General features: G+C 66.4%; 33 protein-coding genes. 2 read left to right on the forward strand and 31 right to left on the reverse strand.

Features of this window, described 5'->3' with window-relative positions:
• Positions 1 to 5 precede the first annotated feature (5 nt).
• The 26 genes from rplO to SOM10_RS12850 all read right to left on the reverse strand — a co-directional run bounded on the left by rplO (position 6) and on the right by SOM10_RS12850 (position 17858).
• Complete coding sequence (rplO, locus tag SOM10_RS12725) at positions 6 to 632, reverse strand: 50S ribosomal protein L15 (RefSeq protein WP_072591670.1); 627 nt, start codon at positions 630 to 632, stop codon at positions 6 to 8.
• Positions 632 to 817, reverse strand: coding sequence for a 50S ribosomal protein L30 (rpmD, locus tag SOM10_RS12730; RefSeq protein ID WP_042538783.1), 186 nt, complete (start codon positions 815 to 817; stop codon positions 632 to 634). Before rpmD ends, rplO begins: the two co-directional genes overlap by 1 nt.
• Positions 817 to 1512: a 30S ribosomal protein S5 gene (gene rpsE, locus SOM10_RS12735; protein ID WP_072591671.1), complete on the reverse strand. Its 696-nt coding sequence runs from the start codon at positions 1510 to 1512 to the stop codon at positions 817 to 819. The genes rpmD and rpsE overlap by 1 nt, the downstream gene beginning before the upstream one ends.
• Complete coding sequence (gene rplR / locus SOM10_RS12740) at positions 1509 to 1868, reverse strand: 50S ribosomal protein L18 (RefSeq protein ID WP_053097476.1); 360 nt, start codon at positions 1866 to 1868, stop codon at positions 1509 to 1511. The genes rpsE and rplR overlap by 4 nt, the downstream gene beginning before the upstream one ends.
• 2 nt (positions 1869 to 1870) lie before the next feature.
• Entirely contained in the window at positions 1871 to 2407 is a 537-nt protein-coding gene (gene rplF, locus SOM10_RS12745; RefSeq protein ID WP_053097477.1) for a 50S ribosomal protein L6, read from the reverse strand.
• A 6-nt stretch (positions 2408 to 2413) separates the two neighbouring features.
• The gene (rpsH, locus tag SOM10_RS12750; RefSeq protein ID WP_045253835.1) at positions 2414 to 2812 is read right to left on the reverse strand and encodes a 30S ribosomal protein S8; all 399 of its coding nucleotides are present in this window, start codon (positions 2810 to 2812) and stop codon (positions 2414 to 2416) included.
• A gap of 120 nt (positions 2813 to 2932) precedes the next feature.
• Positions 2933 to 3523 (reverse strand): 50S ribosomal protein L5, encoded by a 591-nt coding sequence (rplE, locus tag SOM10_RS12755; RefSeq protein WP_053097478.1) that lies wholly within the window; start codon positions 3521 to 3523, stop codon positions 2933 to 2935.
• Positions 3523 to 3882: a 50S ribosomal protein L24 gene (gene rplX / locus SOM10_RS12760; protein ID WP_045253837.1), complete on the reverse strand. Its 360-nt coding sequence runs from the start codon at positions 3880 to 3882 to the stop codon at positions 3523 to 3525. The genes rplE and rplX overlap by 1 nt, the downstream gene beginning before the upstream one ends.
• A 3-nt stretch (positions 3883 to 3885) precedes the next feature.
• Positions 3886 to 4254, reverse strand: a complete 369-nt coding sequence (gene rplN / locus SOM10_RS12765) for a 50S ribosomal protein L14 (protein WP_053097479.1) — start codon at positions 4252 to 4254, stop codon at positions 3886 to 3888.
• Complete coding sequence (gene rpsQ, locus SOM10_RS12770; RefSeq protein WP_053097480.1) at positions 4251 to 4568, reverse strand: 30S ribosomal protein S17; 318 nt, start codon at positions 4566 to 4568, stop codon at positions 4251 to 4253. Before rpsQ ends, rplN begins: the two co-directional genes overlap by 4 nt.
• Positions 4568 to 4885 carry a 50S ribosomal protein L29 gene (gene rpmC, locus SOM10_RS12775; RefSeq protein WP_017829202.1) on the reverse strand — a complete coding sequence of 106 codons (318 nt, stop codon included), beginning with the start codon at positions 4883 to 4885 and terminating at the stop codon, positions 4568 to 4570. The genes rpsQ and rpmC overlap by 1 nt, the downstream gene beginning before the upstream one ends.
• Positions 4885 to 5304 (reverse strand): 50S ribosomal protein L16, encoded by a 420-nt coding sequence (gene rplP, locus SOM10_RS12780; RefSeq protein WP_053097481.1) that lies wholly within the window; start codon positions 5302 to 5304, stop codon positions 4885 to 4887. Before rplP ends, rpmC begins: the two co-directional genes overlap by 1 nt.
• Positions 5304 to 6059, reverse strand: a complete 756-nt coding sequence (rpsC, locus tag SOM10_RS12785; RefSeq protein WP_042538759.1) for a 30S ribosomal protein S3 — start codon at positions 6057 to 6059, stop codon at positions 5304 to 5306. The genes rplP and rpsC overlap by 1 nt, the downstream gene beginning before the upstream one ends.
• Positions 6059 to 6457: a 50S ribosomal protein L22 gene (gene rplV / locus SOM10_RS12790; RefSeq protein WP_053097482.1), complete on the reverse strand. Its 399-nt coding sequence runs from the start codon at positions 6455 to 6457 to the stop codon at positions 6059 to 6061. The genes rpsC and rplV overlap by 1 nt, the downstream gene beginning before the upstream one ends.
• A gap of 25 nt (positions 6458 to 6482) precedes the next feature.
• Positions 6483 to 6764 carry a 30S ribosomal protein S19 gene (gene rpsS / locus SOM10_RS12795; protein WP_017829205.1) on the reverse strand — a complete coding sequence of 94 codons (282 nt, stop codon included), beginning with the start codon at positions 6762 to 6764 and terminating at the stop codon, positions 6483 to 6485.
• A 12-nt stretch (positions 6765 to 6776) separates the two neighbouring features.
• Positions 6777 to 7616 (reverse strand): 50S ribosomal protein L2, encoded by an 840-nt coding sequence (gene rplB / locus SOM10_RS12800; protein WP_053097483.1) that lies wholly within the window; start codon positions 7614 to 7616, stop codon positions 6777 to 6779.
• 20 nt (positions 7617 to 7636) lie between these two features.
• Positions 7637 to 7960, reverse strand: a complete 324-nt coding sequence (gene rplW / locus SOM10_RS12805; protein ID WP_053097484.1) for a 50S ribosomal protein L23 — start codon at positions 7958 to 7960, stop codon at positions 7637 to 7639.
• The gene (gene rplD, locus SOM10_RS12810; protein WP_053097485.1) at positions 7957 to 8619 is read right to left on the reverse strand and encodes a 50S ribosomal protein L4; all 663 of its coding nucleotides are present in this window, start codon (positions 8617 to 8619) and stop codon (positions 7957 to 7959) included. Before rplD ends, rplW begins: the two co-directional genes overlap by 4 nt.
• Positions 8620 to 8621: 2 nt before the next feature.
• Positions 8622 to 9281, reverse strand: a complete 660-nt coding sequence (rplC, locus tag SOM10_RS12815) for a 50S ribosomal protein L3 (RefSeq protein ID WP_053097486.1) — start codon at positions 9279 to 9281, stop codon at positions 8622 to 8624.
• 8 nt (positions 9282 to 9289) lie between these two features.
• Positions 9290 to 9598 carry a 30S ribosomal protein S10 gene (rpsJ, locus tag SOM10_RS12820; protein ID WP_017201594.1) on the reverse strand — a complete coding sequence of 103 codons (309 nt, stop codon included), beginning with the start codon at positions 9596 to 9598 and terminating at the stop codon, positions 9290 to 9292.
• An 864-nt stretch (positions 9599 to 10462) separates the two neighbouring features.
• Positions 10463 to 10675 (reverse strand): hypothetical protein, encoded by a 213-nt coding sequence (locus SOM10_RS12825; protein WP_053099214.1) that lies wholly within the window; start codon positions 10673 to 10675, stop codon positions 10463 to 10465.
• Positions 10676 to 10770: 95 nt separating this feature from the next.
• Positions 10771 to 11790 (reverse strand): M23 family metallopeptidase, encoded by a 1020-nt coding sequence (locus tag SOM10_RS12830; RefSeq protein ID WP_320490330.1) that lies wholly within the window; start codon positions 11788 to 11790, stop codon positions 10771 to 10773.
• The gene (locus SOM10_RS12835; RefSeq protein WP_320490331.1) at positions 11790 to 12299 is read right to left on the reverse strand and encodes a hypothetical protein; all 510 of its coding nucleotides are present in this window, start codon (positions 12297 to 12299) and stop codon (positions 11790 to 11792) included. Before SOM10_RS12835 ends, SOM10_RS12830 begins: the two co-directional genes overlap by 1 nt.
• 78 nt (positions 12300 to 12377) lie before the next feature.
• Positions 12378 to 13889 carry a sugar transferase gene (locus SOM10_RS12840; RefSeq protein WP_230100392.1) on the reverse strand — a complete coding sequence of 504 codons (1512 nt, stop codon included), beginning with the start codon at positions 13887 to 13889 and terminating at the stop codon, positions 12378 to 12380.
• 80 nt (positions 13890 to 13969) lie between these two features.
• Positions 13970 to 15706: a DUF4012 domain-containing protein gene (locus tag SOM10_RS12845; RefSeq protein ID WP_320490335.1), complete on the reverse strand. Its 1737-nt coding sequence runs from the start codon at positions 15704 to 15706 to the stop codon at positions 13970 to 13972.
• Positions 15707 to 15779: 73 nt separating this feature from the next.
• The gene (locus tag SOM10_RS12850) at positions 15780 to 17858 is read right to left on the reverse strand and encodes a hypothetical protein (protein ID WP_320490337.1); all 2079 of its coding nucleotides are present in this window, start codon (positions 17856 to 17858) and stop codon (positions 15780 to 15782) included.
• Positions 17859 to 18022: 164 nt separating this feature from the next.
• Between SOM10_RS12850 and SOM10_RS12855 the strand changes: the two genes are divergently transcribed.
• Both SOM10_RS12855 and SOM10_RS12860 read left to right on the forward strand, forming a co-directional pair.
• Positions 18023 to 19150 (forward strand): glycosyltransferase, encoded by a 1128-nt coding sequence (locus tag SOM10_RS12855; protein ID WP_320490339.1) that lies wholly within the window; start codon positions 18023 to 18025, stop codon positions 19148 to 19150.
• Complete coding sequence (locus SOM10_RS12860) at positions 19147 to 20112, forward strand: glycosyltransferase family 1 protein (protein ID WP_320490341.1); 966 nt, start codon at positions 19147 to 19149, stop codon at positions 20110 to 20112. The genes SOM10_RS12855 and SOM10_RS12860 overlap by 4 nt, the downstream gene beginning before the upstream one ends.
• Here the strand turns inward: SOM10_RS12860 and SOM10_RS12865 are convergent, their stop codons facing one another.
• The 5 genes from SOM10_RS12865 to SOM10_RS12885 form a co-directional block, all read right to left on the reverse strand.
• Positions 20113 to 21219 (reverse strand): glycosyltransferase, encoded by a 1107-nt coding sequence (locus SOM10_RS12865; RefSeq protein ID WP_320490343.1) that lies wholly within the window; start codon positions 21217 to 21219, stop codon positions 20113 to 20115.
• Entirely contained in the window at positions 21216 to 22265 is a 1050-nt protein-coding gene (locus SOM10_RS12870; protein WP_320490344.1) for a hypothetical protein, read from the reverse strand. The genes SOM10_RS12865 and SOM10_RS12870 overlap by 4 nt, the downstream gene beginning before the upstream one ends.
• A gap of 123 nt (positions 22266 to 22388) precedes the next feature.
• Positions 22389 to 24056 carry an ABC transporter ATP-binding protein gene (locus SOM10_RS12875; protein ID WP_230100393.1) on the reverse strand — a complete coding sequence of 556 codons (1668 nt, stop codon included), beginning with the start codon at positions 24054 to 24056 and terminating at the stop codon, positions 22389 to 22391.
• Positions 24049 to 24900 carry an ABC transporter permease gene (locus tag SOM10_RS12880; RefSeq protein WP_056279731.1) on the reverse strand — a complete coding sequence of 284 codons (852 nt, stop codon included), beginning with the start codon at positions 24898 to 24900 and terminating at the stop codon, positions 24049 to 24051. Before SOM10_RS12880 ends, SOM10_RS12875 begins: the two co-directional genes overlap by 8 nt.
• A gap of 104 nt (positions 24901 to 25004) precedes the next feature.
• Positions 25005 to 26171, reverse strand: a complete 1167-nt coding sequence (locus tag SOM10_RS12885) for a nucleotide sugar dehydrogenase (RefSeq protein ID WP_320490347.1) — start codon at positions 26169 to 26171, stop codon at positions 25005 to 25007.
• Between the last annotated feature and the right edge of the window lie 6 nt (positions 26172 to 26177).

Genomic DNA, 26177 nt, shown 5'->3' on the forward strand with positions numbered 1-26177 from the left:
AGTGGTTACTTGACGGATCCGCCAGCCGCCACGATCTTCTGCTCGGCGGAACCCGAGACCTTGTCGACCGCGACGGTGAGCTTCACGGCGATGTCGCCGTCTCCGAGAACCTTGACCTTCTCGTTCTTGCGAACGGCACCCTTGGCGACCAGGTCGCTGATGGTGACGTCGCCACCCGTGGGGTACAGCTCCGCGAGCTTCTCCAGGTTCACGACCTGGTACTCGACGCGGAACGGGTTCTTGAACCCGCGCAGCTTCGGGGTGCGCATGTGCAGAGGCATCTGCCCACCCTCGAAGCCGACGCGAACGGTGTTGCGAGCCTTCGTGCCCTTGGTACCGCGACCCGCGGTCTTACCCTTGGAGCCCTCACCGCGACCGACACGGGTCTTCGCGGTGTTGGATCCGGGGACCGGACGCAGGTGGTGCACCTTCAGCACGCCGGGGCGGGATGCCGGAGCATCCTTCTTCGGCGCAGCCTTCTTGGCAGCCGGCTTCTTGACGGCGTCGGCCTTGGCCTCGGTCGCCTTCGCCGGTGCCTTCTTGGCGGCGGGCTTCTTCTCGGCTGCGGCCTTGGGAGCGGCAGCCTTCTTCGGGGCCTTCTCGGCGCCTGCGGCTTCGTTCTTCTCAGCCATTAGTCGATCTCCTCAACCTTGACGAGGTGGGCGACGGTCTTGACGTAACCGCGCGTCTGCGCGTCGTCGGGGCGAACGGTGCTGTCACCGATTCGCTTCAGACCGAGGCTGCGCAGCGTGTCACGCTGGTTCTGCTTCTCGCTCACCTTGGACTTAACCTGCGTGACCTTCAGGCGCGCAGCCATCAGGCACCTACCTTCTGTGCGGCGATGGCGTCAGCCTCCGCACGGACGAGACGCGCGGGTGCGACCTGGTCGAACTCGAGGCCACGACGTGCGGCGACCGCACGGGGCTCCTCGAGCATCTTCAGGGCCGTCACCGTCGCGTGCACGATGTTGATCGTGTTCGACGAGCCGAGCGACTTCGACAGCACGTCGTGGATGCCGGCGCACTCGAGCACGGCGCGAACCGGACCACCGGCGATGACACCGGTACCGGCAGCGGCCGGACGAAGCAGGACGACGCCTGCTGCGGCCTCACCCTGCACGGGGTGCGGGATGGTGCTGCCGACGCGCGGAACGCGGAAGAAGTTGCGCTTGGCCTCTTCGACACCCTTCGAGATCGCCAGAGGGACCTCGCGGGCCTTGCCGTAGCCGACGCCCACCAGACCGTTGCCGTCGCCGACGACCACGAGAGCGGTGAAGCTGAAGCGACGACCACCCTTCACGACCTTCGAGACGCGGTTGATGGTGACCACGCGCTCGAGGAACTGGTTGTCCCCACGGTCGCGGGAGTTGCGGTCACGGCCACCCTGGTTGCGGTCGCTACGGCCGCCACGGCGGTTGTCGCGCTGAGACGGCTCTGCCTGCGTGGTGCCGGTGGCAGTCTCGGAAGTGGCAGCTGCCGCTTCGGTCACTTCGTTCTCCTTGTTGTCACTCACAGTGCCAGACCCCCTTCGCGGGCGCCGTCGGCGATGGCGGCGACACGACCGGCGTAGCGGTTTCCGCCACGGTCGAACACTGCCTCGGAAACGCCGGCAGACTTCGCACGCTCGGCGAGAAGCTCGCCGACCTTGCGGGCCTTGGCGGTCTTGTCACCCTCGAGCGAACGCAGGTCGGTCTCGAGCGTCGATGCCGACGCGACGGTGTGACCCTTGCTGTCGTCGACAAGCTGCACGAAGACGTGGCGAGCCGAGCGGTTGACGACGAGGCGCGGACGCGCCTCGGTGCCGACGACCTTCTTGCGAAGGCGGGCATGACGACGCGCGCGGGCGTCAGACTTTGACTTGAGAGCCATGGTTACTTACCACTCTTTCCGGCCTTGCGACGCACGACCTCGCCGGCGTAACGCACGCCCTTGCCCTTGTACGGCTCGGGCTTGCGGATCTTGCGGATGTTCGCAGCTGCCTCGCCGACAGCCTGCTTGTCGATACCACTGACGGTGAGCTTGTTGGTGCCCTCGACCGTGAGCGTGATACCGGCGGGCGGGTCGATGAGGACCGGGTGCGAGAAGCCGAGGGCGAACTCGACCGAGCTGCCCTTCTGAGCGACACGGTAACCGGTTCCGACGACCTCGAGACCCTTGGTGTAGCCCTGGGTCACGCCGATGATGTTGTTGTTGATGAGCGTGCGGGTCAGGCCGTGAAGCGACCGGGACTCACGCTCGTCGTCGGGACGGGTGACGAGAACCTGGTTCTCCTCGACCGCGACCTCGATGGGCTTGGCGACCGTCAGGGTGAGCTCACCCTTGGGGCCCTTCACCGCGACCTCACGGCCGTCGACCGAGATGGTCACGCCCGCGGGAACGTCGATGGGAAGTCGTCCAATACGCGACATTTTCGATTACCACACGTAGGCGAGAACTTCTCCGCCCACGCCCTTCTGCTCTGCCTGACGGTCAGTGAGGAGACCGGAGGAGGTGGACAGGATGGCCACGCCGAGTCCGCCGAGGACCCTGGGCAGCTCGGTGGACTTCGCGTAGACGCGGAGGCCGGGCTTCGACACGCGCTTGATGCCCGCGATCGAACGCTCACGGTTGGGGCCGTACTTCAGCTGCAGGGTGAGGTTCGATCCGACGCGAGCGTCAGTCGTCTCCCATCCAGCGATGTAGCCCTCCTGCTGGAGGATCTCGGCGATGTGCGTCTTGAGCTTGCTCGACGGCAGGGTCACGGAGTCGTGATGCGCCGAGTTCGCGTTGCGCAGACGGGTCAGCAGATCTGCGACCGGGTCTGTCATTGTCATTGTTGTTTTCCTTTGTTCATGAGGTTCCGGCTGCCGTTACACGACAGACGGCCTGCGATGACACGCAATCTTCAATTGTACGGGATCGGGCGGGACGCTGTGCGCCCCGCCCGAAACCGCTTACGCCTGGGCGTCTTCCGTACGGAAGGGGAAGCCGAGGTGACGAAGAAGCGCGCGACCTTCGTCGTCCGTCTTCGCGGTGGTGACGACGGTGATGTCGAAACCGCGAACCCGGTCGATCTTGTCCTGATCGATCTCGTGGAACACGCTCTGCTCCTGGAGACCGAAGGTGTAGTTGCCGTTTCCGTCGAACTGCTTGCCCGAGAGGCCGCGGAAGTCGCGGATACGGGGCAGAGCGAGCGAGACGAGACGGTCCAGGAACTCCCACGCACGGTCACCGCGGAGGGTGACGTGTGCGCCGATGGCCTGGCCCTCGCGCAGCTTGAACTGCGCGATCGACTTGCGAGCCTTCGTGACGAGGGGCTTCTGACCGGTGATCTTGGTGAGATCGTCGATCGCGCCGTCGATCACCTTGCTGTCGCGGGCCGCTTCACCGACACCGGTGTTCACGACGACCTTGACCAGACCGGGGATCTGCATCACGTTGGTGTAGCCGAACTCATCCTGCAGCTTCTGCTGGATCTCGGCCTTGTACTTCGCCTTCAGGCGGGGCTGGATCTTGCCAGCCACCGCAGCGTCGGTGGTTGCCATCAGAGGTCCTTACCTGACTTCTTCGCGTACCGCACACGGACGGTGCGCTTGACGCCGTCCTTGGTCTGCTCCTCGACCCGGTGGCCGACCTTGGTCGGCTTCTTGGTCGAGGGGTCGACGAGTGCGACGTTCGAGATGTGGATGGAGGCCTCGACAGTCTCGAGGCCGCCCGTCTTGGTGCCACGCTGCGTCTGTCCGACGCGCGTGTGCTTGGTGACGTAGTTCACGCCTTCGACGATGACGCGGTTCTTGTCGGACAGGATCTCGAGGACCTTGCCCTGCTTGCCGCGGTCGCCGCCACGCTCCTGCGTGGCTCCGGTGATGACCTGAACCAGGTCACCCTTCTTGATCTTCGCCATGACTTAAATAACCTCCGGCGCCAGCGAGACGATCTTCATGAACTTCTTGTCACGAAGCTCGCGACCGACCGGTCCGAAGATACGGGTGCCGCGGGGCTCCCCGTCGTTCTTCAGGATCACGGCGGCGTTCTCGTCGAACTTGATGTACGAGCCGTCGGGACGACGCGTGGACTTGACCGTGCGGACGATGACGGCCTTGACCACATCGCCCTTCTTGACGTTGCCGCCGGGGATCGCGTCCTTGACGGTCGCGACGATCGTGTCACCGAGTCCGGCGTAACGACGGCGCGAGCCGCCGAGCACACGGATGGTGAGCAGTTCCTTCGCGCCGGTGTTGTCGGCGACCTTGAGGCGGGATTCCTGCTGGATCACTTGGCCTTCTCCAGAATCTCCACCAGACGCCAGCGCTTCGTGGCGCTGAGCGGGCGGGTCTCGTTGATCAGGACGAGGTCGCCGATGCCGGCGGAGTTCGCCTCATCGTGCGCCTTGACCTTCGAGGTGCGGCGGATGACCTTGCCGTAAAGCGGGTGCTTCACGCGGTCCTCGACCTCGACCACGATGGTCTTGTCCATCTTGTCGCTGATGACGTAGCCACGACGCGACTTGCGGTACCCACGGGCATCCGCATCGCGAACATCGTGCTCTGCGTGCTCAGCCTCGACGGCAGCTTCCTTCTTGGTGGCCATCACTCAGCCTCTTCCTTCACGGCGTCGTCAGCGGAGTCCGCCTTCTTCGCCTTCGACTTGGTCGCCTTCTTGGCCGGAGCCTCGACCGGAGCGGGCGTCGCACGGATGCCCAGCTCGCGTTCGCGGATCACGGTGTACAGGCGCGCGATGTCGCGCTTGACGGCGCGGATGCGGCCGTGGCTCTCCAGCTGGCCGGTGGCCGACTGGAAACGGAGGTTGAACAGCTCCTCCTTGGCCTTACGCAGCTCCTCAACGAGGCGCTGGTCTTCGAACGTGTCGAGCTCTGCCGGAGCGAGCTCCTTGGTGCCGATCGCCATTACGCGTCGCCCTCCTCGCGCTTGATGATGCGTGCCTTCAGCGGCAGCTTGTGGATTGCTCGGGTGAGGGCCTCGCGAGCGAGCTCCTCATTGACGCCTGCGACCTCGAAGAGGACGCGACCCGGCTTGACGTTGGCGACCCACCACTCGGGGGAACCCTTACCGGAACCCATGCGGGTCTCGGCAGGCTTCTTGGTGAGGGGGCGGTCGGGGTAGATGTTGATCCACACCTTTCCACCACGCTTGATGTGACGCGTCATCGCGATACGAGCGGACTCGATCTGACGGTTGGTCACGTAAGCGGGGGTGAGGGCCTGGATGCCGAAGTCGCCGAAGGAGACCTTCGTGCCACCGGTGGCCTGGCCATCACGCTTGGGGTGATGCTGCTTGCGGTACTTGACCTTGCGGGGAATAAGCATCAGGCAGACGCTCCTTCTGCGACAGGGGCCTCGTTGCGCGGCGCGCGGCGGCGGTCGCCACCACGGTCGTCACGACGGGACTTCGGGGCGTTGGCCTGCTCGCGAGCAAGCTCCTTGTTGGTCAGGTCACCCTTGTAGATCCAGACCTTCACGCCGATGCGGCCGAAGGTGGTCTTCGCCTCGTAGAAGCCGTAGTCGATGTTCGCGCGCAGCGTGTGCAGCGGCACACGACCCTCGCGGTAGAACTCCGAGCGGCTCATCTCGGCGCCGCCGAGGCGGCCGGAGACCTGGATGCGGATGCCCTTGGCGCCAGCGCGCTGCGCGCCCTGGAGACCCTTGCGCATCGCACGACGGAACGCCACGCGAGCAGACAGCTGCTCGGCGATGCCCTGTGCGACGAGCTGAGCGTCAGCCTCGGGGTTCTTGACCTCGAGGATGTTCAGCTGGATCTGCTTGCCCGAGAGCTTCTCGAGGTCGCCGCGGATGCGCTCGGCCTCGGCGCCACGACGACCGATCACGATGCCCGGACGGGCGGTGTGGATGTCGACGCGGACGCGGTCACGGGTGCGCTCGATCTCGATGTTCGAGACACCGGCGCGGTCGAGCTGCGTCTTCAGCAGGTTGCGGATCTTGATGTCCTCGGCGACGTAGTCTGCGTAACGCTGACCCGGCTTCGTCGAGTCCGAGAACCAACGCGACACGTGGTCCGTGGTGATGCCGAGGCGGAAGCCGTACGGGTTTACTTTCTGTCCCATTACTTGCTCGCCTTCTTGTTGCTGTCGCTTGCAGCGGCCGGAGCCGCCTCAGGCGTCGAGAGCACGACCGTGATGTGGCTCGTGCGCTTCTTGATCTGGAAAGCGCGACCCTGTGCACGAGGCTGGAAACGCTTGAGCGTCGTCCCCTCGTCTACGTAGGCGTTAGCCACGTACAGGTCCTGCTCGTCGAGGTACTCGCCGTCACGATCCGCCTTGACCTGTGCGTTGGCCATGGCCGACGCGACAAGCTTGTAGATCGGCTCACTGGCGCTCTGCTGTGCGAACTTCAGGATCGCCAGAGCCTCCTGGGCCTGCTTGCCCTTGATGAGCGCGACGACACGACGAGCCTTCTGAGGGGTCACGCGGATGTGTCGCACGCGTGCGATGGACTCCACCATTTCTCTCTCCTCTATCGCCACCGCGTCAGCGGCGGCGGCCCTTCTTGTCGTCCTTCTCGTGGCCGCGGAAGGTGCGGGTGGGCGCGAACTCGCCCAGTTTGTGGCCGACCATGGTCTCGGACACAAACACGGGGATGTGCTTGCGACCGTCGTGGACCGCGATCGTGTGACCCAGCATGGCCGGGATGATCATGGACCGGCGAGACCAGGTCTTGATGACGTTCTTGGTGCCGGCTTCGTTCTGCACGACCACCTTGCGAAGCAGGTGATCGTCGACGAAGGGGCCCTTCTTAAGACTGCGAGGCATCTTCTCTTACTCCTACTTACGCTTCTTGCCGGCGTTACGACGACGCACGATGTACTTGTCGCTTTCCTTGTTGGCGTGACGGGTGCGACCCTCAGCCTGGCCCCACGGGGAGACGGGGTGACGTCCACCGGACGTCTTGCCCTCACCACCACCGTGCGGGTGGTCGACCGGGTTCATCGCGACACCACGGACGGTCGGGCGGACGCCCTTCCAGCGCATGCGGCCGGCCTTGCCCCAGTTGATGTTCGACTGCTCGGCGTTGCCGACCTCGCCGATGGTCGCGCGGCAGCGCGCATCGACGTTGCGGATCTCGCCCGAGGGCAGACGCAGCTGGGCGAAGTTGCCATCCTTGGCCACGAGACGGACGGATGCACCGGCCGAACGTGCCATCTTCGCGCCGCCACCGGGACGGAGCTCGATCGCGTGGATGACGGTACCCGTCGGGATGTTCTTCAGCGGGAGGTTGTTGCCCGGCTTGATGTCGGCACCAGCACCCGACTCGACGACGTCGCCCTGCTTCAGCTTCGCCGGCGCGAGGATGTAGCGCTTCTCGCCGTCGAAGTAGTGCAGCAGCGCGATGCGTGCCGTGCGGTTGGGGTCGTACTCGATGTGAGCGACGCGGGCGTCGACCCCGTCCTTGTCATTGCGACGGAAGTCGATGACACGGTACTGGCGCTTGTGGCCACCACCGATGTGACGGGTCGTGATGCGGCCCTGGTTGTTGCGACCACCGGTCTTCGAGAGCGGGCGCAGCAGCGACTTCTCCGGCGTCGATCGGGTGATCTCGGCGAAGTCAGCCACCGACGAGCCGCGACGGCCCGGGGTCGTGGGCTTGTACTTGCGAATAGCCATTATTGTCCTTATCCCCCGGATCAGCCGATTGCCGTGAAGATGTCGATGGTGCCCGACTTCAGGGTCACGATGGCGCGCTTGGTGTCCTTGCGCTTGCCGGTGCCGAAGCGGGTGCGACGAGCCTTGCCGACGCGGTTGAGGGTGTTGACCCCTGCGACCTTGACGCCGAAGATCTTCTCGATGGCGAGCTTGATCTCGGTCTTCGAAGCGCGCGGGTCCACGAGGAAGGTGTACTTACCCTCGTCGATGAGACCGTAGCTCTTCTCGGACACGACCGGCTTCAGGATGACGTCGCGCGGGTCCTTGTTCAGGGCCGTCTGGAGAACAGATGCCTGCTCGCTCATGCGGAGACCTCCTGGTTGGCGCCGGACTTCGAGGCGATGAAGCCCTCGATCGCGGCCTGGGTGAAGACGATGTCGTCGGAGACGAGAACGTCGTAGGCGTTGAGCTGGTCGAACGTCAGAACGTGAACGTTGCTGAGGTTGCGGATGCTCTTGAGCGCGAGCTCGTCGTTGCGCACGATGACGACCAGGACGTTCTTCGACGTGGCGACCTGCGAGAGGAAGCTCACGGCTGCCTTCGTCGAGGGGGCGCCATCGGTGCCGAACGTGTCGATCACGTGCAGACGGTCCCCGCGGAAGCGATCGCTGAGTGCACCACGGAGGGCTGCGGCGATCATCTTCTTGGGGGTGCGCTGCGAGTAGTCGCGCGGCTTGGGGCCGTGCACGATTCCACCACCGGTCATGTGCGGCGCGCGGATCGAGCCCTGACGGGCGTTACCCGTGCCCTTCTGCTTGAAGGGCTTGCGGCCTGCACCCGAGACCTCACCGCGACGCTTGGTCGAGTGGGTTCCCTGGCGAGCCGCCGCGAGCTGCGCGACGACGACCTGGTGGATGAGCGGGATGTTCGTCTTGGCGTCGAACAGTTCGGCGGGAAGCTCGATCGAGCCAGCCTTCTTGCCGTCTGCCTTGAGGACGTCAAGCGCGAGAGTGGAGTCAGCCATGATCAGGCACCCTTCACTGCGTTGCGGACGTAGACGATGCGACCACGAGCACCGGGGACGGCGCCCTTGACGAGCAGCAGACCCTTCTCGATGTCGACGGCGTGCACCGTGAGGTTGAGGACGGTCACGCGCTCGCCACCCATACGGCCGGCCATGCGCATGCCCTTGAAGACGCGGCTCGGGGTCGACGATGCGCCGATGGAGCCGGGCTTGCGGTGGTTGCGGTGCGAACCGTGCGAAGCCGAGACGCCCTTGAAGTTGTGACGCTTCATGACACCGGCGAAGCCCTTGCCCTTGCTCGTGCCGACGACGTCGACGAGCTGGCCGGCTTCGAAGGTGCCGTCGACCGTGAGCTCCTGGCCCAGCGAGTAGTCAGCGGCATCCGCGGTGCGGATCTCGGTGACGTGACGACGCGGCGTGACGCCGGCGGCCTCGAAGTGAGCGGTCAGCGGCTTGTTCACCTTGCGCGGGTCGATCTGGCCGTATGCGATCTGCACGGCGTTGTAGCCGTCCTTCTCGGGGGTACGGATCTGCGTGACCACGTTCGAGGCGAGCTCGATGACGGTGACGGGAACGAGCTTGCCGTTCTCGTTCCACACCTGGGTCATGCCGAGCTTGGTGCCGAGCATGCCCTTGGAAATCTTGGAGTTGATGTCAACCATGTCCGACCTCAGAGCTTGATCTCGATGTTGACATCGGCAGGCAGGTCGAGACGCATCAGCGAGTCGACAGCCTTCGGCGTCGGGTCGACGATGTCGATCAGACGCTTGTGGGTGCGCATCTCGAAGTGCTCGCGGCTGTCCTTGTACTTGTGGGGCGACCGGATGACGCACACGACGTTCTTCTCGGTCGGAAGGGGCACGGGGCCGACGACTGTTGCGCCCGCACGGGTCACGGTGTCGACGATCTTGCGTGCGGACGTGTCGATGACCTCGTGGTCATACGACTTCAGGCGAATGCGGATCTTCTGTCCCGCCATTGTCTGCTCTCTCTCTTTAAGCGTCTTACCGACCTGGGCCGGGTGACCCAGGGGCATTGGACGCACGTCGGCGCTGTTCGCGCCTCGGCACTCGAACGGCTCTCGCGAGTCGATCTGCTGCACCACTGTTCTGCTGTCATCCCGCACGCCTCGGCGAGCGGATGTCCGACCTCCGCCGCGCACGGCGAAGCCCTCGTGATGAAGATGTCGGGATCGTTCTGCCACCCGCGGCCTAGGTCCCTGCGCGTCTGCGCCGCCTATGCACTGTCGTGATGGTGATCCGGCTGACGCTGAGCGCGCCGGAATGTCGAACCTGTCTATTCTGCCACGGCCGATTTCACTTGCGCAAACCCGGGCGTGTCGCAGTCGCTGAGCATCCCCTGAGTGCGCACCCCAGCCGTCGGATCGGCGCCTCTGATCGACGCCGCCGACGACCCCTCAGCGCGCTGAGGAGAGCGGGGCGAGGCATCCCCATGCCTCGCCCCGCTTGGGGAGGGCGTTCAGTGCGAGGGGGCACACCGAACGCGAGGACTCCGGCGTGAAGGGACGCCGGGTTCCTCGACCGAGGGCGCGGCGAAGAGACCGCCGCGCGGGCGGGAAGACGTCTGAGCGCACAGAGTGCGCGCGTCGCACGATGATCCCCAAAATCGTTATCCCCAGTTTGACGCGGCGAACCGCGTGAATTCGGGAAGTCGAACCCCTTCGACATCCCTGATCGCAAGTTCCCCAGGCGATCGTCATCCATTCTAAGGGAACCCGGACGTGAAACGCGATACCGGCGGGCCGAATACTTGGTGCCGCACGCAGAGGAGCGGCGACTCCCCCGTGTGGGGAATCGCCGCTCTGCGTCTCAGACGCGTGGTCTCACTCGTTGCCGACGGCCTTGTCGGCGCTGTCGCGGATCTCGTCGATCTTGTCAGCGGCACCCGGTGCGATCTTCTTGGCGAAGTCGGCGACGCCGTCGAGCACCTTGTCGCTGATGTCTTCCGCCTGCTCGCTCTTCACTGCCTCGGCGATCTTGTCCTTGTTCTGCTCGTACAGATCCTTGCCCTTGTTGACAGTCTCATCGATACCCATGCGGGCCCCCTTGTGTGCGATCAGTGCGACGGATCCCCGACGCACGTTCATTCTGCACGCAACCGGTGGTCGGCGGAAGACGCATCCGGGCCGGTCTAGGACAGCCAGTAGTTCTTCTTGACGGTCACTTCCTGCACGATGATTCCGGTGTTCAGCGCGCGGATCTCAGCGAAGAGGCGCACCGGACCGGAGAGGAAGTACGGCAGCGAATACTGTCCGTAAGTCGGCGAGTTGGGGGCCTCCGCTCTGGTGACCGGGACTTCGAACGGCGGCTGCGGCGCGCTGGCGATCGGGGCTCCGCTGGAATTCAGAGTCTCGGCGACGATGCGCAGTTGGAAGCCCTTCGTCACCTTGGCCGTCGTCAGGTAGATCGCGACGTCACCGGTCTCTTTGACCGTCGCACTGCTGTGCGCCAGCCAGTACAGATCTGCGGCCACCGGGATCCTGGTCCAGATCCCCCTCGGCACGACGGCGTTCCACTGGTAAGTGCTCGACTGATGGATGGGCACGGGATCCTCCGATGGTGGCTTGATGGGACCGCCTTCGACGTAGTTCTCGAAGTCGACCGAGTTGGTGAACCCGAGCTGGAGCGGTGTTCCGCCGATCCAGAGGGACACATGGACGTGTGGGCCGTAGCCCGTCTCGCTTCCGAAACCGGACGCACCCGAATAGGCGATCAGCTGTCCGCGCGAGACGCGTGCACCCAGCGGCACCGTGCTCGACTGCAGGTGCAGGTAGCGGATGTAGTTGCCGTCGTCCGTCCGCAACGCCAGGTAGCGCCCGGTCGCCGTCGTCGTGGAGTCCTTGCGATCGACGATGACCCCACTGGTGGCCGCGCGGATCGGCGTGCCCCGGACGACCGCGTAGTCGGTGCCCGGCTCGCCCGACGGCGGATTCCGATTCCTGTGCCCCATCCACGAGCTCGAGATCGGCACGATCCCGCACGGTCGCAGGTAGGTTCCCTCGGCGCTCGCACGAAGGGTCGGAGAGAAGAACTCCCACCCCACCGCGGCCGCGCCGAGCACGAAACCGGTGCCGAGAAGCACTCCCCTGCGAGAGACGAACGACTGCGTCGCGTCGGTCGACGAGGGCTCGGAGTCCCCCGCGTCGCACACTAGCGATCGCCGCCTTCGTTCTCGCCGCGGATGAGGTTCTGGATCTGTTCCTCGGGCAGGGGCTCGAGAGATGCCGAGGACATGCCGAGCTGAGGCGCGGAGGCCGATCCCCCGATCGTGCATTGAGCCTGAGCCTCGAGGCCCGAGGCCTGTGCGGGGACCAGGACGAGCCATTCCGGAGACACCAGCCGGTGCTCGATGCGTGTCTTCTCGGCGGAGAAGACGACGTCGGCAGGGAATGCCGAGAGGGTCGCGTCGACACAGATCTGCGCCAGCTCCTCACCGGAGAACTCGCCGAACTCCGCCGATGACGTCGGCGTCGGAGTCGGTGTCGACGTCGGGGTCGGTGTCTCCGACCCGGTTTCGGTCGCCGACGGCGCGGGCGCTGCGCTCGATGTGGGCACGGGGCTCGACGCGCCCGGCAGCGAGGCACAGCCCGAGACGCCACCGATCAGGACGACGACAGCCAGAGCACTCGCGGCTACATGCCGGGCAAGGGGGGATCTCATGATTCTGAATGTACCGAGCGACGCCGCGCAGCCCTGGATACGACGCGGACAGTCGCCGCGAATGTCGTCGTACGGACGTCAGTGCGCACTCGCACCGGGGGCTACCACGGCACGGATGGTGCGGAAGAGGATGATGAGATCCTGGATGAGCGACCAGTTCTCGACGTAGTACAGGTCGAGTCGGATCGTCTCCTCCCACGAGAGCGACGAGCGTCCGCTCACCTGCCACAGTCCGCTCATACCGGGCTTCACCAACAGGCGACGATGGGCGAAGTCGTCGTACAGCGCGACCTCGGAAGCGCGCTGCGGGCGAGGCCCCACGAGGCTCATGTCCCCGAGGAACACGTCGATCAGCTGCGGCAGCTCGTCGATCGAGTGCTTGCGGAAGAAGCGTCCCACTCTGGTGATCCGGGGATCGTCGTTGATCTTGAACAGCGGCGTTCCACCGTCGCCCTGAAGATCGAGCAGCGTCGCCAACTGATCGTCGGCGTCGGCGACCATCGATCGGAACTTGCGCATGCCGAAGGTCTTCCCACCCCGACCGATGCGCTCCTGGTGATAGAAGATGCTTCCCGGGCCTTCGATGCGGATCGCGATGGCCGCGATGAGGAAGACTGGCGAGAGGAGGACCAGCAGCAACGAGGATCCGACGATGTCGAACGCGCGCTTGAGGAACCGCTTGGAGCCCTCCATCCGAGGGAAGTCGACGTGCACGAGGGGCAGGCCGGCAACAGGCGTCGCGTGCATGCGGGGTCCGGCGATGTCGGTCAGCACCGGAGCCATGATGAGCTGGATGTCCCGGTCGGACACTGAGTAGCCCAGCCGACGCATCGTCAGCGGATCGAGGTCGTCGGAGCCGACGATGATCAGCGCGTCGAAGCGCACCTCGTCGAGCACCTTCTCGACGTTCGCGATGTCCCCCAGCACCTCGAAGCCCGAGATGTCTGCCGCCGACGTGTTCTCGGTGATCACGCCGACGATCTCGTACCCGCTGCTCTTCGCCCGCCGGATCTCGCGCGCGACGAGGGCGACCTTCGACGGCTCGCCGATGACCACCGCCCTGTGCAGATACTGGCCGGTCTTCTGCCGCCCCCTCAACCATTGGCGACACATCCATCGCGACATGAGGAGAAGCACCAGGCCGAGCGGGAAGACGACCGCGACGAGCGCCCTCGACAGCTCCATCCCGAGGAAGAACGCGATCGCGACGGTGACGGCGAACACCGCGACCGAGGCGTTCACGATGCGACGGTATTCGTCAGCCCCGTGCCCGACCGTGTGGCGGTCGCGCGAATCCGTGACGTCGAGTGCGACCAGCCAGAGGAATCCGATCGCGCCCAGCACCACGAGATACGAGACGCGAGGGCCGCCGGGCCAGGACACACCGGTGAGCAGCCCGGGAAGGACGACTATCGAGGATACGACCAGCGTGACCAGGACCACGATCACATCGTTGTAGAAGAGACGGCTCGCGTAGAGCCGAGTCCAGGCGACCCGCCGCGCCTTCTTCGCGCGCACCGGAGTCGTCTCCGACGGCTCGCGTGACGAGCCGGAGCCACCGTGCTCGAGCTGAACGACGACGACTCTCACCCCCCTTGACTGTGCTGACGCCAGAACGGGAGCAAGTATATCGGTCTCGGAAGCCCCGGAATCCGGGGCTTCCGAGCACGTCAGCCTGCGCAGTCGTCGGTGACCACGGGCTTCGTGCCGTTGACCATCGGGTTCGTCCGCACCGCGAGCGGGCCGTAATCACCGCTCGGTCCGACGAATGTGGCCGTCACGTCGACCGAGTCTCCCGGATCGAACCACGCTTCGAATGCGACGACGGGGCGTCCGAGATCGTCGATGTCGCGGTGGGCGATCGATACCTCGTCGCCGTTGAACGTCGCGTCGCTGAGAGTGGTCCCCGGAGGCCCGTAGACATAGATCGTGTCTCGGAAGCGGGCGCCGAAGGTCATACTCTGCACGTACCGCGGCAGAGCCTCGGCCTGGCGCTGCGTGAGCGGTAGACCGAGCGACGCAGTCGCGGTGAAGGTGGCGGTGTCGGCCTCGCAGGTGGCCGTGGCGCTCGTCGCCGTCTCGGTGAAGTAGTCGATCTTCGAGCCGTTGGTGTTGTTGAAGTAGATGCCCATGGTCGTCGTGTCGGAGTTCACGGTGGGGAGCACACCACTGATCCTGGCGCCTTCGATCGCCTCGGCGACCTGCGAGTCATCGCTCCAGACCAGCACGCTGCCCTGTGACGCACTTTCCGTGATCGCCCACATCATGTCCTTGAGATCGAAGTCGCCGGCGGCGATCGCTTCGAAGACAGCCGCCGCCGTATCGGCGAAGAACCCGTCGACGAGGTCGGGCTCCTTGTACGAATCCCAGCGGCCGTAGACCTCGCTGAGAAGCAGAGAGACGGCGTTGTCCTCCGAGAGCATCTCGCCGGAGGCCAGCTCGATGGGGCCGGTCGCCTTCAGGATCCGAGACAGGGCGAGGGGGTCGATCGAGATGACGCCGGCGATCTCATCGTCGGCGATGTCCCGCTGCCACCATGCGCGCATGATCTTCGCCGCCGTCGGGAAGTCGGGGCGACTCATGCTCGTGTTGATGTGATCGACCAGGTAGCTCGTGTACAGATCGATGGCGCTCTGCGGGACATCGACGTCGACAGCGACGCCGTTCTGATAGTTGCCGCTGTCGCCTTGTCCCCCGATGGCGATCGAGCCGGCATCGACGCGCACGAGGGTCTGGGCCGCTGCGCTGCCTCCGAGGGCGAGGGTCTCCGCATTGTTCTGGAAGACGAGCAGGTAGTTGCGCTCCCCGTCCCCTCCGAGCAGCGTCGGGAGAGCGGCGATCATCGGCGCCGCGGACCCCATGACCTCGTCGACCTTGTCGACGCCGTCACGCACGACGGAGACGAGGAACGGCGACTTCGAGACGGAATCCAGCCCATCGGCGAGCTCAGTGATGTTCTTCGCCTGGTCGTCGGTGGCGGCGAGAAGCCGCTCGGTGATCGAGCCGGTCGAGTCCTCGTCACCCATCACGGGCAGCGCGACGTCGTTGACGAGCGTGTCGAGCGACTGTGCCGCGAGACGCACACCCTTGAGGTTGTCGCCCAGGACGGGGATCCACTCCATGACCCACCACACCGGATCGGAGGCCGCTGCTCCGGCACTGGCGGCACTTTCGGACAGGTCGGGAAGCACCGCATCGACGTCACCGCCGTCCTGGATGTCAGCGATGAGCGCCTGGCTCTCGACGAGGCCGTCCTTCACCGTGATGGCTCGCAGGCCCACCCAGCACACCGCGATGAGGAACGCGATGATGACCACGATGACGATCGCCCAGATCCGCCGTCGGCGCCGCTGGCGGCCCGAGCTCGGGTTGTCGATGACCTTCGCATCCTGACGGTCTGCGCTCATGAAGGACTTGCCTCTCGTGCTGGATTGATCTGGGGAATTGTACCTGCGGCCCCTGAGGCCGCCGTCGACTGCCTCACTCCACCGCGGAGGTGATGAACACCGGAGACGGGCCGAGAGTCAGCGTGACTTCGCCGTCCTCGGGCTCGAACGACTGCGAGAGGCCTGACATGTCCGTGACGGTCAGTGGCGCATCCGATGCGAAGGTGCGCTGGACCTCGCCCTGCGCCGCCCAGGCGATTCGGGTCTCGTCATCTCCGGCTCCGAAGACCTGGACCGTGCTCGTATCGTCGGATTCGTCGGTGGTGAATGCCTTGTCGCGAAGCTGCGTGATCATCAGCGCCTGGGCGAAAGCACCCGGCTTCGGCGCCAACGCCACCACGTTCGCGCGCGGTGCGTGCTCGTAGAGCCCGAAGTTCGCCTCGCCTGCCGCGGGATCGGGCGTGTCGTTGACCAGGTCGTACCAGAAGTACTTCTCGACCCCGTTCGCGAAGGCCAGCGCCTCATTGCGAACCATCATCTGTCCCTGCTCGAGCGCGGAGACGCCGTCGTAGTGCGTCGGGAAGCCCATCTCGGTGACCCACACCGGCCGGGTCTCCCCCGCCGCCTCCTGCATGTCGGCATACGACTGCTGCACGGTGCCGGCGATCAGATCGGCGTCGCGGTTGATCCACGACTCGTATGGGTGATAGCTCGCAGCATCGGTCACGGCCATCCCACCCGCCTGCCAGAACCCGACGAACCAGTCGCGGTCGTAGAGGGCCGTGGATCCCGTGACGATCGGGAGGTCGGGGTACGCGGTGCTGACGTGGTCGCGAACGGCCTGCGCGATCGGGACGTAGCACGCGGGCGCCGAACCGCACGCTGTGTCATTCTCTCGGTGATTGAACTCGTTGAGCACCTCGAGGCCGACGAGGTCGAACCTGTCAGCGACGGCCTTCGCATAGGCGCCGTAAGCCTGGATCGCGGCCTCGTCGCCTGGTGCCTTCCTGGCGCCGTAGAGTCGGTTGCCGTACACGACGAGGCCCAGCAGCTTCACGTCGTTCGCGTGCATGCGCTCGAACTCGCGTACGTAATTCTGGTCCCACGCGTACTGGCCGGCCACCTTCTCGTTGCGCTCCCACGAGATGTCGTTGCGCACCTCGGCGAAGCCGATGGCGGCCGCGAGCGAGCCGGTGCCGACGAAGGCCTCCTTCTCGACGTGCGCGCCGACACCGAAGCGTCCGTCCTGCGCCACGGAGAAGCCGTCGGCGTCGATCACGGCGACGTCCGTCTGGACCTGGAGGCCCGCGGCGTCGCTGATCGCGACGGTGTAGTGCCCCTGCGGCACGCCTGCCAGCGGCAGCGCGGACAGCGGTCCGCTCGAGTTCGACTCGCCGGTGATCGGATCGCCGCCGGACGTCGACGTCGCGCTCCACTGCACGGCCCCCTCGGCGAGCGAGACGGCGAGCAGAGCGGATTCGTCGGTCATCACGAGGGAGTCGTTGACGATCCCCGCCGGCGTCTGCACGGCCTCGAACGAGCCGTTCGGGACGAGATTGTCGCCGCCGTCCGCCGCGATTGACACGTCGTCGATGCCGAAACCGCGCACAGCGCCCGAGAGCACGACGTCGAACGTGGATGCGGCAGCCTGGTCGGCGGCGGTCGTGAACGGGAACTCGATCGTCTCCCACTCCGCATCCAGCTCGGGAAGAGTGAAGGTCTGACCAGCCGCGGTCAGCCGGACGCCGCTCTCGACCTTCTCCTCGGCGAGGACTCGCGCAGAGACGCTGAGCGTGTAGTCGGTGCTGGGCGCGAGAGCGACGGGAGCGGATGCGGCGACGATGTCGGCATCGTCGGCCGGAGCATCCACACGCAGCGATACAGCGCCCTCTGCGGTGTCACCGACTTCGGGAAGCACCGTGCCGACGACCGTGCGGTCCGCGAGTGTCCATCCGTCGATCGACGCCCGCGCGACGTTCGTGACGGGTACCTCGGCCGGCGGATCGGACACGACCGGCGTCGGAGAGGCCTCGGGCGATGCCTCTGATTGCGGCTGAGGCTGAGGCTGCTGTCCCGCGATCACCATCGCTGCGGCAGCACCGCCTCCGACCAGAAGCACGGCGACCGCGCTCGCGATGATGATCGTCTTCTTCGTCGCGCGCAGAGCCATCATGTCTTTCCCCCCAAGTGTCCGATTCCCAACATATCGGGTCGAGTCGAGGCGAACCTGACAGCCGTCGCGGCCGTGTGCGCGGAACTTCCCTAGACTCGACGCATGCGTGCCGAGGCTTCGTCGAGACTCCGCGCCCCCGCGCCCCCTGGGGAGAGGGCGGCGCTGTGAGCGGCGTGCTGGTGCACGAATGGCTCGCACCGCGGGGCGGCTCCGAGAACGTCTTCGAGGCGCTGAACGAGGTGTTCCCGGACGCCGCGCGGTATTGCCTGTGGAACGAGAGCGACGGCCGATTCGTCGTCGACGGCGAGACCTGGCTCGCTCGCACGCCGCTGCGCGGACACAAGGCCGCAGCCGTCCCGCTGATGCCTCTCGCCTGGCGGGCCCTCCCGCGCGTGGATGCCGACTGGATCCTCACGAGTTCGCATCTCTTCGCGCACCATGCGAGGTTCGCCGGCTCTGCGCGCGATGCTCCGAAGCTCGTGTACGCGCACACTCCGGCGCGATACATCTGGAACCCCGAGCTCGATCTGCGCGGCGACACGCTCGCTGCCCGAGCCGCGGCGAAAGTGCTCAAGGGGGTCGATCGCAAGCGCGCTCAGGAACCGGTGGCGATCGCCGCCAACAGCGTGTTCGTGCAGAGGCGCATAGCCCAGGCATGGCATCGCGAGAGCACGGTGATCCACCCGCCCGTCGACGTGACAGGCTTCACCCGTCCGCCCGCGCCGGACGAACGCGATGAGCGCGTCCTCGCGGCGCTGCCAGAGACATTCCTTCTCGGCTTCTCACGGTTGATCCCCTACAAGCGGCTGGATCTAGTGATCGAGGCCGGGATCGCCGCCGACGTGCCCGTCGTGCTGGCAGGATCTGGATCGGATGAGGCTCGCCTGCGTTCGATCGCCGAGGAGCGCGCGCCCGGTCGTGTCTTCTTCGTCGCGTCACCGGGGGCGGAGCTCTATCGCGCTCTGCTGCAGAGGTGCATCGCCCTCGTGTTCCCGGCGGTGGAGGACTTCGGCATCGTCCCGGTCGAGGCCATGGCGGCAGGCAAGCCGGTGATCGCCGCGGCCGTCGGCGGCACCGCGGAGACGATCGTCGAGGGCAGCACCGGTGCGTTCGTCGAGCACTGGTCGCGCGACGAGCTGCGCAGCGCGGTCGACGTGGTGGCCGGCCTGTCAGCCGACGCCTGTCGTGCGCAGGCGCAGAGGTTCTCGGAAGCGGTCTTCGCCGACCGCATCAGAGAATGGGTGACCGAATCGGTCGACGACGCACGCCCGCCTGAGACGAGGAGCGCGTGACGCTCCTCGTCGACGACCGCTACCGCGGCACGCACGGCATCGGCCGATACGCCTCGGAAGTGCTCCCCCGGCTGACCCTGCCCTGGGAACCACTCGGCCTGGGCGGCACTCCGTTCTCGGGGGTCGACGCCTTCCGTTCGGTGGGACCGGCGGCGGCGCACGACGCTCTCGTCTATTCCCCCGGCTACGGCGCGCTCCTTCGCAGCAGACGACAGCTCCTCACGCTGCACGATCTCATCCAACTGAGCAGTCCGGGACTCGACCGCTGGAAGTTTGCCGCCTACTATTCCGGCCCGGTACGTGCCGTCGTGCGCCGGGCCGGCCTCGTGCTCACCGTGTCCGAGACGTCCGCCAGAGCCATTCGATCGTGGGTGGACGACGACGACGTCGAGATCGTCAACGCGGGCAATGGATGCTCCGAGGCCTTCCGTCCGCCAGAAGGCGCGCTGCAGCGGTCCGACCCCTACATCCTGTTCGTCGGAAACGGCCGTGCGCACAAGAATCTCGATGTGGTCCTCGACGCTCTGAGCGCCGCACGCGACGTGCGCCTCGTTGCCGTCGTCCCTGAGCGCGAGGTCGCGGAGCTGACCGCCAGGGCGACGCAACGGCACGTCGACGCCAGAGTGCGCTGGGTGAGCAACCTCGGTGACGAGGAGCTCGCCGACCTCTATCGCGGCGCCTCATCGACCGTGATGCCCTCAACGCTCGAAGGGTTCGGGCTGCCCGCCTTGGAATCGATCCGCTGCGGCACGCCGGTCGTGTACTGGGCCGGATGCGAAGCAGTCGCGGAGATCGTGGGATACCGCGGTCGTGCGGTGGCCTCCGCCGACGACGCTCACGAGTGGGCCAGCGCCCTGACGGAGGCCGTGTCCGACGAACGCCGGGTCGATCCCCCCGAAGGCTATGACTGGGACCGTACCGCGGGGATCATCTCGGCGACGATCACCCGGATGCTCGACTGACTAGACGCCGCGACTCGGAACCGTCCGGAGGAACTGCTCGAGCGAGTCCGTCTTGCGCTCCCACGACGCGGACGATGCGAGGGCGCCACCGGAACGGTTCGGCGACGGGTGCGCCAGCGCGCGTTCGAGCGCAGCATCCGCGTCGCCGTCATCGGTGTAGACCTCGATGCCGAGGTCGGATGATGCGCCGATGCCGGGCGTCTCGCGCGCCAGGACTGCCAGCCCGGCTGCGAGGTACTCATAGAGCTTCATCGGGCTGCGCCCCGCGTTGAGCGGGCTGTCGGAGAGCGGGAGGAGACCGACGCGCGCCGTGTGCAGCAGGCTCGGTACGTCGGCGTACGGAACGGGCCCCACGATCTCGACATTCGCCGGCAGGGCTCGGGGCGGGCGTGCATCGGGCCCCGCGATGACGAACTCGACGTCCGGCCGAGCCAGAGCCCAGCCCTCGATGCGCTCCCAATCGAATCGGTCGTCGAGCGCTCCGACATACACGCAGCGGGCGCCGCGGGGACTCGCATCAGCGCGCGGCGGCGCGAATCGGGCGGATTCCGCCCCGTTGGCCAGTATCAGCGAGGGCACGTGCAGGTCGCCGAGCCCGCGCAGCACTTCGTCGGAGGTGGCGATCACACCGTCGGCCTGGTCGAGAATTCGTCGCTGCAGGGCGTGCTTCACCCCGCCGGGGTAGAGGTCGGTCGGTCGATAGATCACGCGGCTCGAGAGCGACCGCACGGATGAGTCCCAGAGCAGCGGCTGATCGATGAGCACCGCATCGAACGCCGCATCGATGCCCTCGCGTTGCAGCATCCGGGCGACGGTCGGCACCGCCAGAGGCCTCGGCAGGACGGTGCGCGGGACGATCTGCAGCACACCGTCCCGGTCTCGCTCGGCTCGACGAGGGATGCCGGTGAGGCGCGATGTGTTCACCCGCCCGGTCAGCCGATGCACGAGGGAGATCGGAGTGCTCACGTGGACGACATCGACCCCGCGGTCGGACAGCACTCGGGCGTAGTGGTGGCTGCCGACCCGGAAGACCCCGAACGGATGGCTGTGCGAGAGGAAGAGGATCCGCCCGGTCGGGGTGCCGGTGCGCGCCGAGGCGTCGGTCATGCTCGCGTCCTGCGGACGCCGTCGCGGATCATCCGCTGGACGCTCTCGAGAGTCGACGCTGCCATGCGCACCCGCTCGCAGACCTCTGCCGCGCGTTCCGGCGTCGGACGGAGGGCCTCCCGCAGGCGCGGCGGGTCGCTCGCAGAGGCGTCGACGGAGAGTCCGTGCAGACCGATCGCCGCGAAGGCCTTCGAGATCTTCGGCGTGGGGCTGGGCACGAGCTCCACCGGAATGGCCCCGCTCAGCGCGGCGAGCACCAGAACGTGCATGCGGTCGCTGACCACGATCTGCGCGGCGTCATAGCGCTGTCGAAGGCGCTCCTCCTGTACGAGGGGATCGGTGTCTCCCCAGGCCTCGAACTCGCCGCCGAGCAGCTGCGCGAGCTCGCGCGCCCGGCTCTCGTCCTCCCGCACCTGGACGACGGTTCGGATCGAGAGGCCAGCGGACTCGGCGGCCTCACGCACCACGCTCAGCCACGCCGCGTCCGGCAGAGGACGTGCGCCGCGGAGACTCACCAGCAGCTCGGAGCGTTCGCTCCATGGGCGCCCGTCGCGTACGCCGGCCGAGAATCCGATGTCGGGTGCGAGTGCGCCGCAGCGCGCGATCGCCAGCGTCGACTCGTCGCGCCACAGTGTCACCTGCGACAGGCGGGCTGCCGCACGATGGATGGCGAGAGCGGGCGACGACGGCGCGCGTATCCCCCGCGGCGGACGGACGACCACGCCGCCCTTGAGACGGACGACGAGGGTCTCGGCCAGGAACACCAGCTCTCTGAGTCCGTTGCCGCGGTCGAGCGGGATCTCCCCCGCTTCGAAGACCAGCACGGGGTGCCGCGGGGCGATGAGGAGAAGCCAGAGCCAGCGCGGAACCGACTTCTTCGACCGCAGGACGATGGCGTCCGCCGGCAGGTTCAGCTGCCTCAGCCACACATCGGGTGCGTCTCCCGTGTAAGCGACCAGCTGATCGCTCGTTTCCAGCGCCCAGCCGAGGGTTTCACGCCGGATCAGCGCATCTCCGATGTTGCCGGCGGGGCCGGTGAGGGACACGAACGTCCGGGTTCGCCCGGGCGCTCTGGATGAGAGAGGAACCAGGCGGCGCATGAGGTAAATCTAGCCGCTCTCAGCGCTCGGGCCGGTCAGGGATGCCGCGGAACTCGGCGGTCCCCGCGCTCAGGGGGTGGTCGTTCCGGTGCCTGGGTCGAAGACGGGAGGCTCGGTGACCGGCGGCAGTGACGGCTCGGGCGTCGGCTCGACCGGCGGAGTGGTCGGCTGCGGCTCCACCGGCGGCGCGGGTTCGCTCGGAGGAACCGGCTCGGGCTCGATCGGCTGCGACGGCTCCTGGTCGGGCCGGGAGTCCCGGTTGTCGGGCTCTTCGGTCTCCACAGGCAGTGCGCGCGTCACGGTGACAGGAGCGCTGACCCTCACACCGTCGCCGTTCTCCGCAGTGACGGTGTACACGGTGGCCTCGGAGCCGCACGCGAAGGGAACCGCTCGATCGGTGAGGTTGGCCGGCAGCGCCGCTGCGATCGGGAACTCGAGCGCATCGACCTGAGCGTCGCCTGCCGCGATCGCGACGCTCTCGGCATCGTCGATCTGCCAGCTCAGCAGCACCTGTGCTTCGGCTTCCTCTGAGGCGCATTCGACCGTCGCCGTGTTGGCGGTGAAGCTCTTGATGACGGGGTCCGCCGCGGGGGCCGGGGCCGAGGGGGTCGGACGCACCGAGGGCTCGGGGTCAGCGGGCGCCGCGACGCTGCTGAGGGTGCCGATGATCGCTCCGGCTGCGACCGCGAGCAGCAGCGCGACTCCGGAGAGGACCATCAGCAGCACGCTGCGCTTTCTCGTACGCTTCTCGGCGCGACGATGGCGCTCACGACGGGCGAGAGCGCGCGGCTCCTCAGCTCCGGACGAGAGTGCGGATGCGGCATGCGTTCCGCCTCCGGACCGACCGCTCTGCAGATGCTCGCCTGCGTCGAACCCGACGGCGACCGGCGCGTTCTTCGTCGCCGGCTTCGCGGCGGAGGCGGCTCCGACAGCACTCGACCCGGGGTTCTTGGTCCAGGCGACATACTCGGCGATGACATCGTCGGTGGGTCCGTCGGCGATGAGCTCGCCCTTGTGCACCCAGAGCACTCTCTCGCAGGTCTGCTTGAGCGAACCGGTCGAGTGGCTGACGATCATCACGAGGCCGGCGCTGTCACGCAGTTCGTTGATGCGCTTCTCGCTCTTCGCGCGGAATCGCCTGTCCCCCACGGCCAGCGCCTCATCGATCAGGAGGATCGAATGCGCCTTCGCCGATGCGATCGCGAACTTGAGTCGCGCCCCCATGCCTGACGAGTACGTGCGCATCGGGTGGTAGATGAAGTCGTTGAGCTCCGCGAAGTCGGCGATCTCGTCGACGCGCGCAGCCGCTTCCTCGGGGCTGAATCCCATCGCCAGCAGTCCGAGCCTGATGTTGTTCTCGCCCGAGAGCTCCGGGACGAGCGCAGCGTTCACACCGAGGAGCACGGGGCGGTCACGAGCGTAGATCGCGCCCTCGGAAGGCGGGATGAGTCCGGTCATCGCCCGGAACAGCGTGGACTTCCCCGAGCCGTTGTGGCCGACGACGCCGATCGACTCGCCCTCCGTCGCCGTGAAGCTCACTCCTCGCAGCGCCGGGACCGTGTGGAGGTCTCGACCGCCTCGGAAGGAGCGCAGACTCGTCAGCGATTCGCGCGTCGTCATCCGCTTGCCGGATGCGTACACGCGATAGTTGACGTGCACGTTGTCGGCCACGATCATCGGCCGTGGTGAGGTGTCGAGCGAGTTCGCTCGCGTGTCCGGGAGCAGAAGATCAGTCACTGAGGCCATACCTCGGCTCGCCCTGCCAGAAGAAGATCGTTCCCCCGACGATCGCCACCAGTGCCCAGATCGGCGCAGCGATCCATGCGAGGAGCGGTGCGGCATAGCCGTCCAGCATCACGTCGCGGGCCAGGGCGATGAATTCATACGTCGGCAGGAGGTGCGCGATCGTGAGCAGCACCGGGTACCCCCCGAGCGCGCCGTCGATGTTGAAGAAGATGCCGCTGGCGTAGAAGAGCACGCGGTTGATGATCGGGACGAGCTGCTGGATGTCACGCGTGCGCACCGAGATCCGCGCGACGATGAGAGCGATGCCCAGATTGAACACGCCCATGACCGCGAGGATCGGGATGATCAGGAGCCACGACCACGCCACCGGCTCGCCCAGGATGAGCAGCAGGATGCCGAGCAGCAGCACGACGGGCACCATCCGCATCGCCTGCTCCGCGATCACCGAGATCGGCAGGAGGATGCGCGGGAATCCGAAGCTCTGGACGAGCTTGGAGTTGCTCGTGATCGCCTTGGATCCGCTGCCGAAGCAGCCGGTGAAGAACTCGAAGACGAACACGCCGACGATGAGGTACGGCACGAAGTTCGCCGGCCGCGCGGCGCCGGCGAGGATGAAGTTGAAGATCGTGCCGTAGACGATCGCGAGGGAGAGCGGTTTGAGCACGACCCACAGCACACCGAGACGGTTCGGCAGCAGTCCCGCGATCAGACGGCTGCCAGCCAGCCGCAGGGCGAAGGTGCGAAGCTGCCAGGTGTCGGCGAGGTAGTCGCCGAAGCGAGGACGCGTCCCGACTTCGCTCAGACCGGAGGTCGCGGGCACAGCAGTCGCTCCCATACCGAATCCTCTACCTCTCTACCGCGTCGCATCATGCGCATGCACGAAGCCGGCATATCGGATCATGCTACCCCACCGGGTGAGTCCGTCGTCTGGACCCAGGCTCAGTCGCGACCGTAGATGTCGCGGGTGTAGATCTTACGGACGACGTCGTCGAGCGCATCCGTCGAGCGGTTGGCGATGATGACATCGGCCCTGGACTTGAACTCGTCGAGATCGCGAACGACCTCGGAGTGGAAGAACTCGTCCTCCTCGAGCGAGGGCTCGTACACGACGACTTCGACGCCCTTCGCCTTGATGCGCTTCATGATGCCCTGGATCGACGACGCGCGGAAGTTGTCCGACCCGGACTTCATGACGAGGCGATAGACGCCCACGGTCCGGGGCTCTCGGGCGAGGATGTCGGAGGCGACGAAGTCCTTGCGGGTGCTGTTGGCATCGACGATCGCCGCGATGAGGTTCTGCGGCACCTTCGAGTAGTTCGCCAGCAGCTGCTTGGTGTCCTTCGGCAGGCAGTATCCGCCGTAGCCGAAGGATGGGTTGTTGTAGTGCGACCCGATGCGCGGGTCGAGTCCCACTCCCTCGATGATCTGCTTCGTGTCGAGCCCGTGCACCACTGCGTAGGTGTCGAGCTCGTTGAAGTACGCCACGCGCAATGCCAGGTAGGTGTTGGCGAAGAGCTTGATCGCCTCGGCCTCGGTCGACTCGGTGAGCAGCACGGGCACGTCGGTGGCGATCGCCCCTTCGAGCAGAAGAGCGGCGAATGCCTCGCCGACGGGGCCGCGATCGCCGACGACGATGCGCGACGGATAGAGGTTGTCGTGCAGCGCGCGTCCCTCTCGCAGGAACTCCGGAGAGAAGACGATCGTCGCCTGTCCATGCTCCGCGTTCATGCGCGCGGTGAATCCCACCGGCACCGTCGACTTGATCACGATCGCGGCGTCCGGGTTCACGGCGAGCACGGTGTCGATGACGTTCTCGACCGACGAGGTGTCGAAGTAGTTGGTCACCTCGTCGTAGTTCGTCGGCGTGGCCACGACGACGAAGTCGGCGTCCCGGTAGGCCTCCTCGGCGTCGACGGTCGCCGTGAGATCGAGCTCGTGCGTGGCGAGATAGTCCTCGAGCTCGACGTCGGCGATGGGCGAGACGCGGCGACTGAGCAGCTCGACCTTCGCAGGGTCGATGTCGACGGCGAACACCTCGTGGTGCTGAGCGAGGATGACGGCGTTGGACAGGCCGACGTATCCGGTCCCGGCGATGGCGATCTTCATGCCCTC

Source organism: Microbacterium sp. CFBP9023 (assembly GCF_034045055.1).
Classification (GTDB): Bacteria; Actinomycetota; Actinomycetes; order Actinomycetales; family Microbacteriaceae; genus Microbacterium.

Bases quoted from the DNA above. Each gene is read 5' to 3' on its own strand.
- rplO (WP_072591670.1), bottom strand. From the start codon at position 632: ATGGCTGAGAAGAACGAAGCCGCAGGCGCCGAGAAGGCCCCGAAGAAG.
- rpmD (WP_042538783.1), bottom strand. From the start codon at position 817: ATGGCTGCGCGCCTGAAGGTCACGCAGGTTAAGTCCAAGGTGAGCGAG.
- rplR (WP_053097476.1), bottom strand. From the start codon at position 1,868: ATGGCTCTCAAGTCAAAGTCTGACGCCCGCGCGCGTCGTCATGCCCGC.
- rplF (WP_053097477.1), bottom strand. From the start codon at position 2,407: ATGTCGCGTATTGGACGACTTCCCATCGACGTTCCCGCGGGCGTGACC.
- rpsH (WP_045253835.1), bottom strand. From the start codon at position 2,812: ATGACAATGACAGACCCGGTCGCAGATCTGCTGACCCGTCTGCGCAAC.
- rplE (WP_053097478.1), bottom strand. From the start codon at position 3,523: ATGGCAACCACCGACGCTGCGGTGGCTGGCAAGATCCAGCCCCGCCTG.
- rplX (WP_045253837.1), bottom strand. From the start codon at position 3,882: ATGGCGAAGATCAAGAAGGGTGACCTGGTTCAGGTCATCACCGGAGCC.
- rpsQ (WP_053097480.1), bottom strand. From the start codon at position 4,568: ATGGCCACCAAGAAGGAAGCTGCCGTCGAGGCTGAGCACGCAGAGCAC.
- rpmC (WP_017829202.1), bottom strand. From the start codon at position 4,885: ATGGCGATCGGCACCAAGGAGCTCGCTCCGGCAGAGCTCGACACGTTC.
- rplP (WP_053097481.1), bottom strand. From the start codon at position 5,304: ATGCTTATTCCCCGCAAGGTCAAGTACCGCAAGCAGCATCACCCCAAG.
- rpsC (WP_042538759.1), bottom strand. From the start codon at position 6,059: ATGGGACAGAAAGTAAACCCGTACGGCTTCCGCCTCGGCATCACCACG.
- rplV (WP_053097482.1), bottom strand. From the start codon at position 6,457: ATGGTGGAGTCCATCGCACGCGTGCGACACATCCGCGTGACCCCTCAG.
- rpsS (WP_017829205.1), bottom strand. From the start codon at position 6,764: ATGCCTCGCAGTCTTAAGAAGGGCCCCTTCGTCGACGATCACCTGCTT.
- rplB (WP_053097483.1), bottom strand. From the start codon at position 7,616: ATGGCTATTCGCAAGTACAAGCCCACGACCCCGGGCCGTCGCGGCTCG.
- rplW (WP_053097484.1), bottom strand. From the start codon at position 7,960: ATGAGCGAGCAGGCATCTGTTCTCCAGACGGCCCTGAACAAGGACCCG.
- rplD (WP_053097485.1), bottom strand. From the start codon at position 8,619: ATGGCTGACTCCACTCTCGCGCTTGACGTCCTCAAGGCAGACGGCAAG.
- rplC (WP_053097486.1), bottom strand. From the start codon at position 9,281: ATGGTTGACATCAACTCCAAGATTTCCAAGGGCATGCTCGGCACCAAG.
- rpsJ (WP_017201594.1), bottom strand. From the start codon at position 9,598: ATGGCGGGACAGAAGATCCGCATTCGCCTGAAGTCGTATGACCACGAG.
- SOM10_RS12825 (WP_053099214.1), bottom strand. From the start codon at position 10,675: ATGGGTATCGATGAGACTGTCAACAAGGGCAAGGATCTGTACGAGCAG.
- SOM10_RS12835 (WP_320490331.1), bottom strand. From the start codon at position 12,299: ATGAGATCCCCCCTTGCCCGGCATGTAGCCGCGAGTGCTCTGGCTGTC.
- SOM10_RS12845 (WP_320490335.1), bottom strand. From the start codon at position 15,706: ATGAGCGCAGACCGTCAGGATGCGAAGGTCATCGACAACCCGAGCTCG.
- SOM10_RS12850 (WP_320490337.1), bottom strand. From the start codon at position 17,858: ATGATGGCTCTGCGCGCGACGAAGAAGACGATCATCATCGCGAGCGCG.
- SOM10_RS12865 (WP_320490343.1), bottom strand. From the start codon at position 21,219: ATGACCGACGCCTCGGCGCGCACCGGCACCCCGACCGGGCGGATCCTC.
- SOM10_RS12880 (WP_056279731.1), bottom strand. From the start codon at position 24,900: ATGGGAGCGACTGCTGTGCCCGCGACCTCCGGTCTGAGCGAAGTCGGG.
- SOM10_RS12885 (WP_320490347.1), bottom strand. From the start codon at position 26,171: ATGAAGATCGCCATCGCCGGGACCGGATACGTCGGCCTGTCCAACGCC.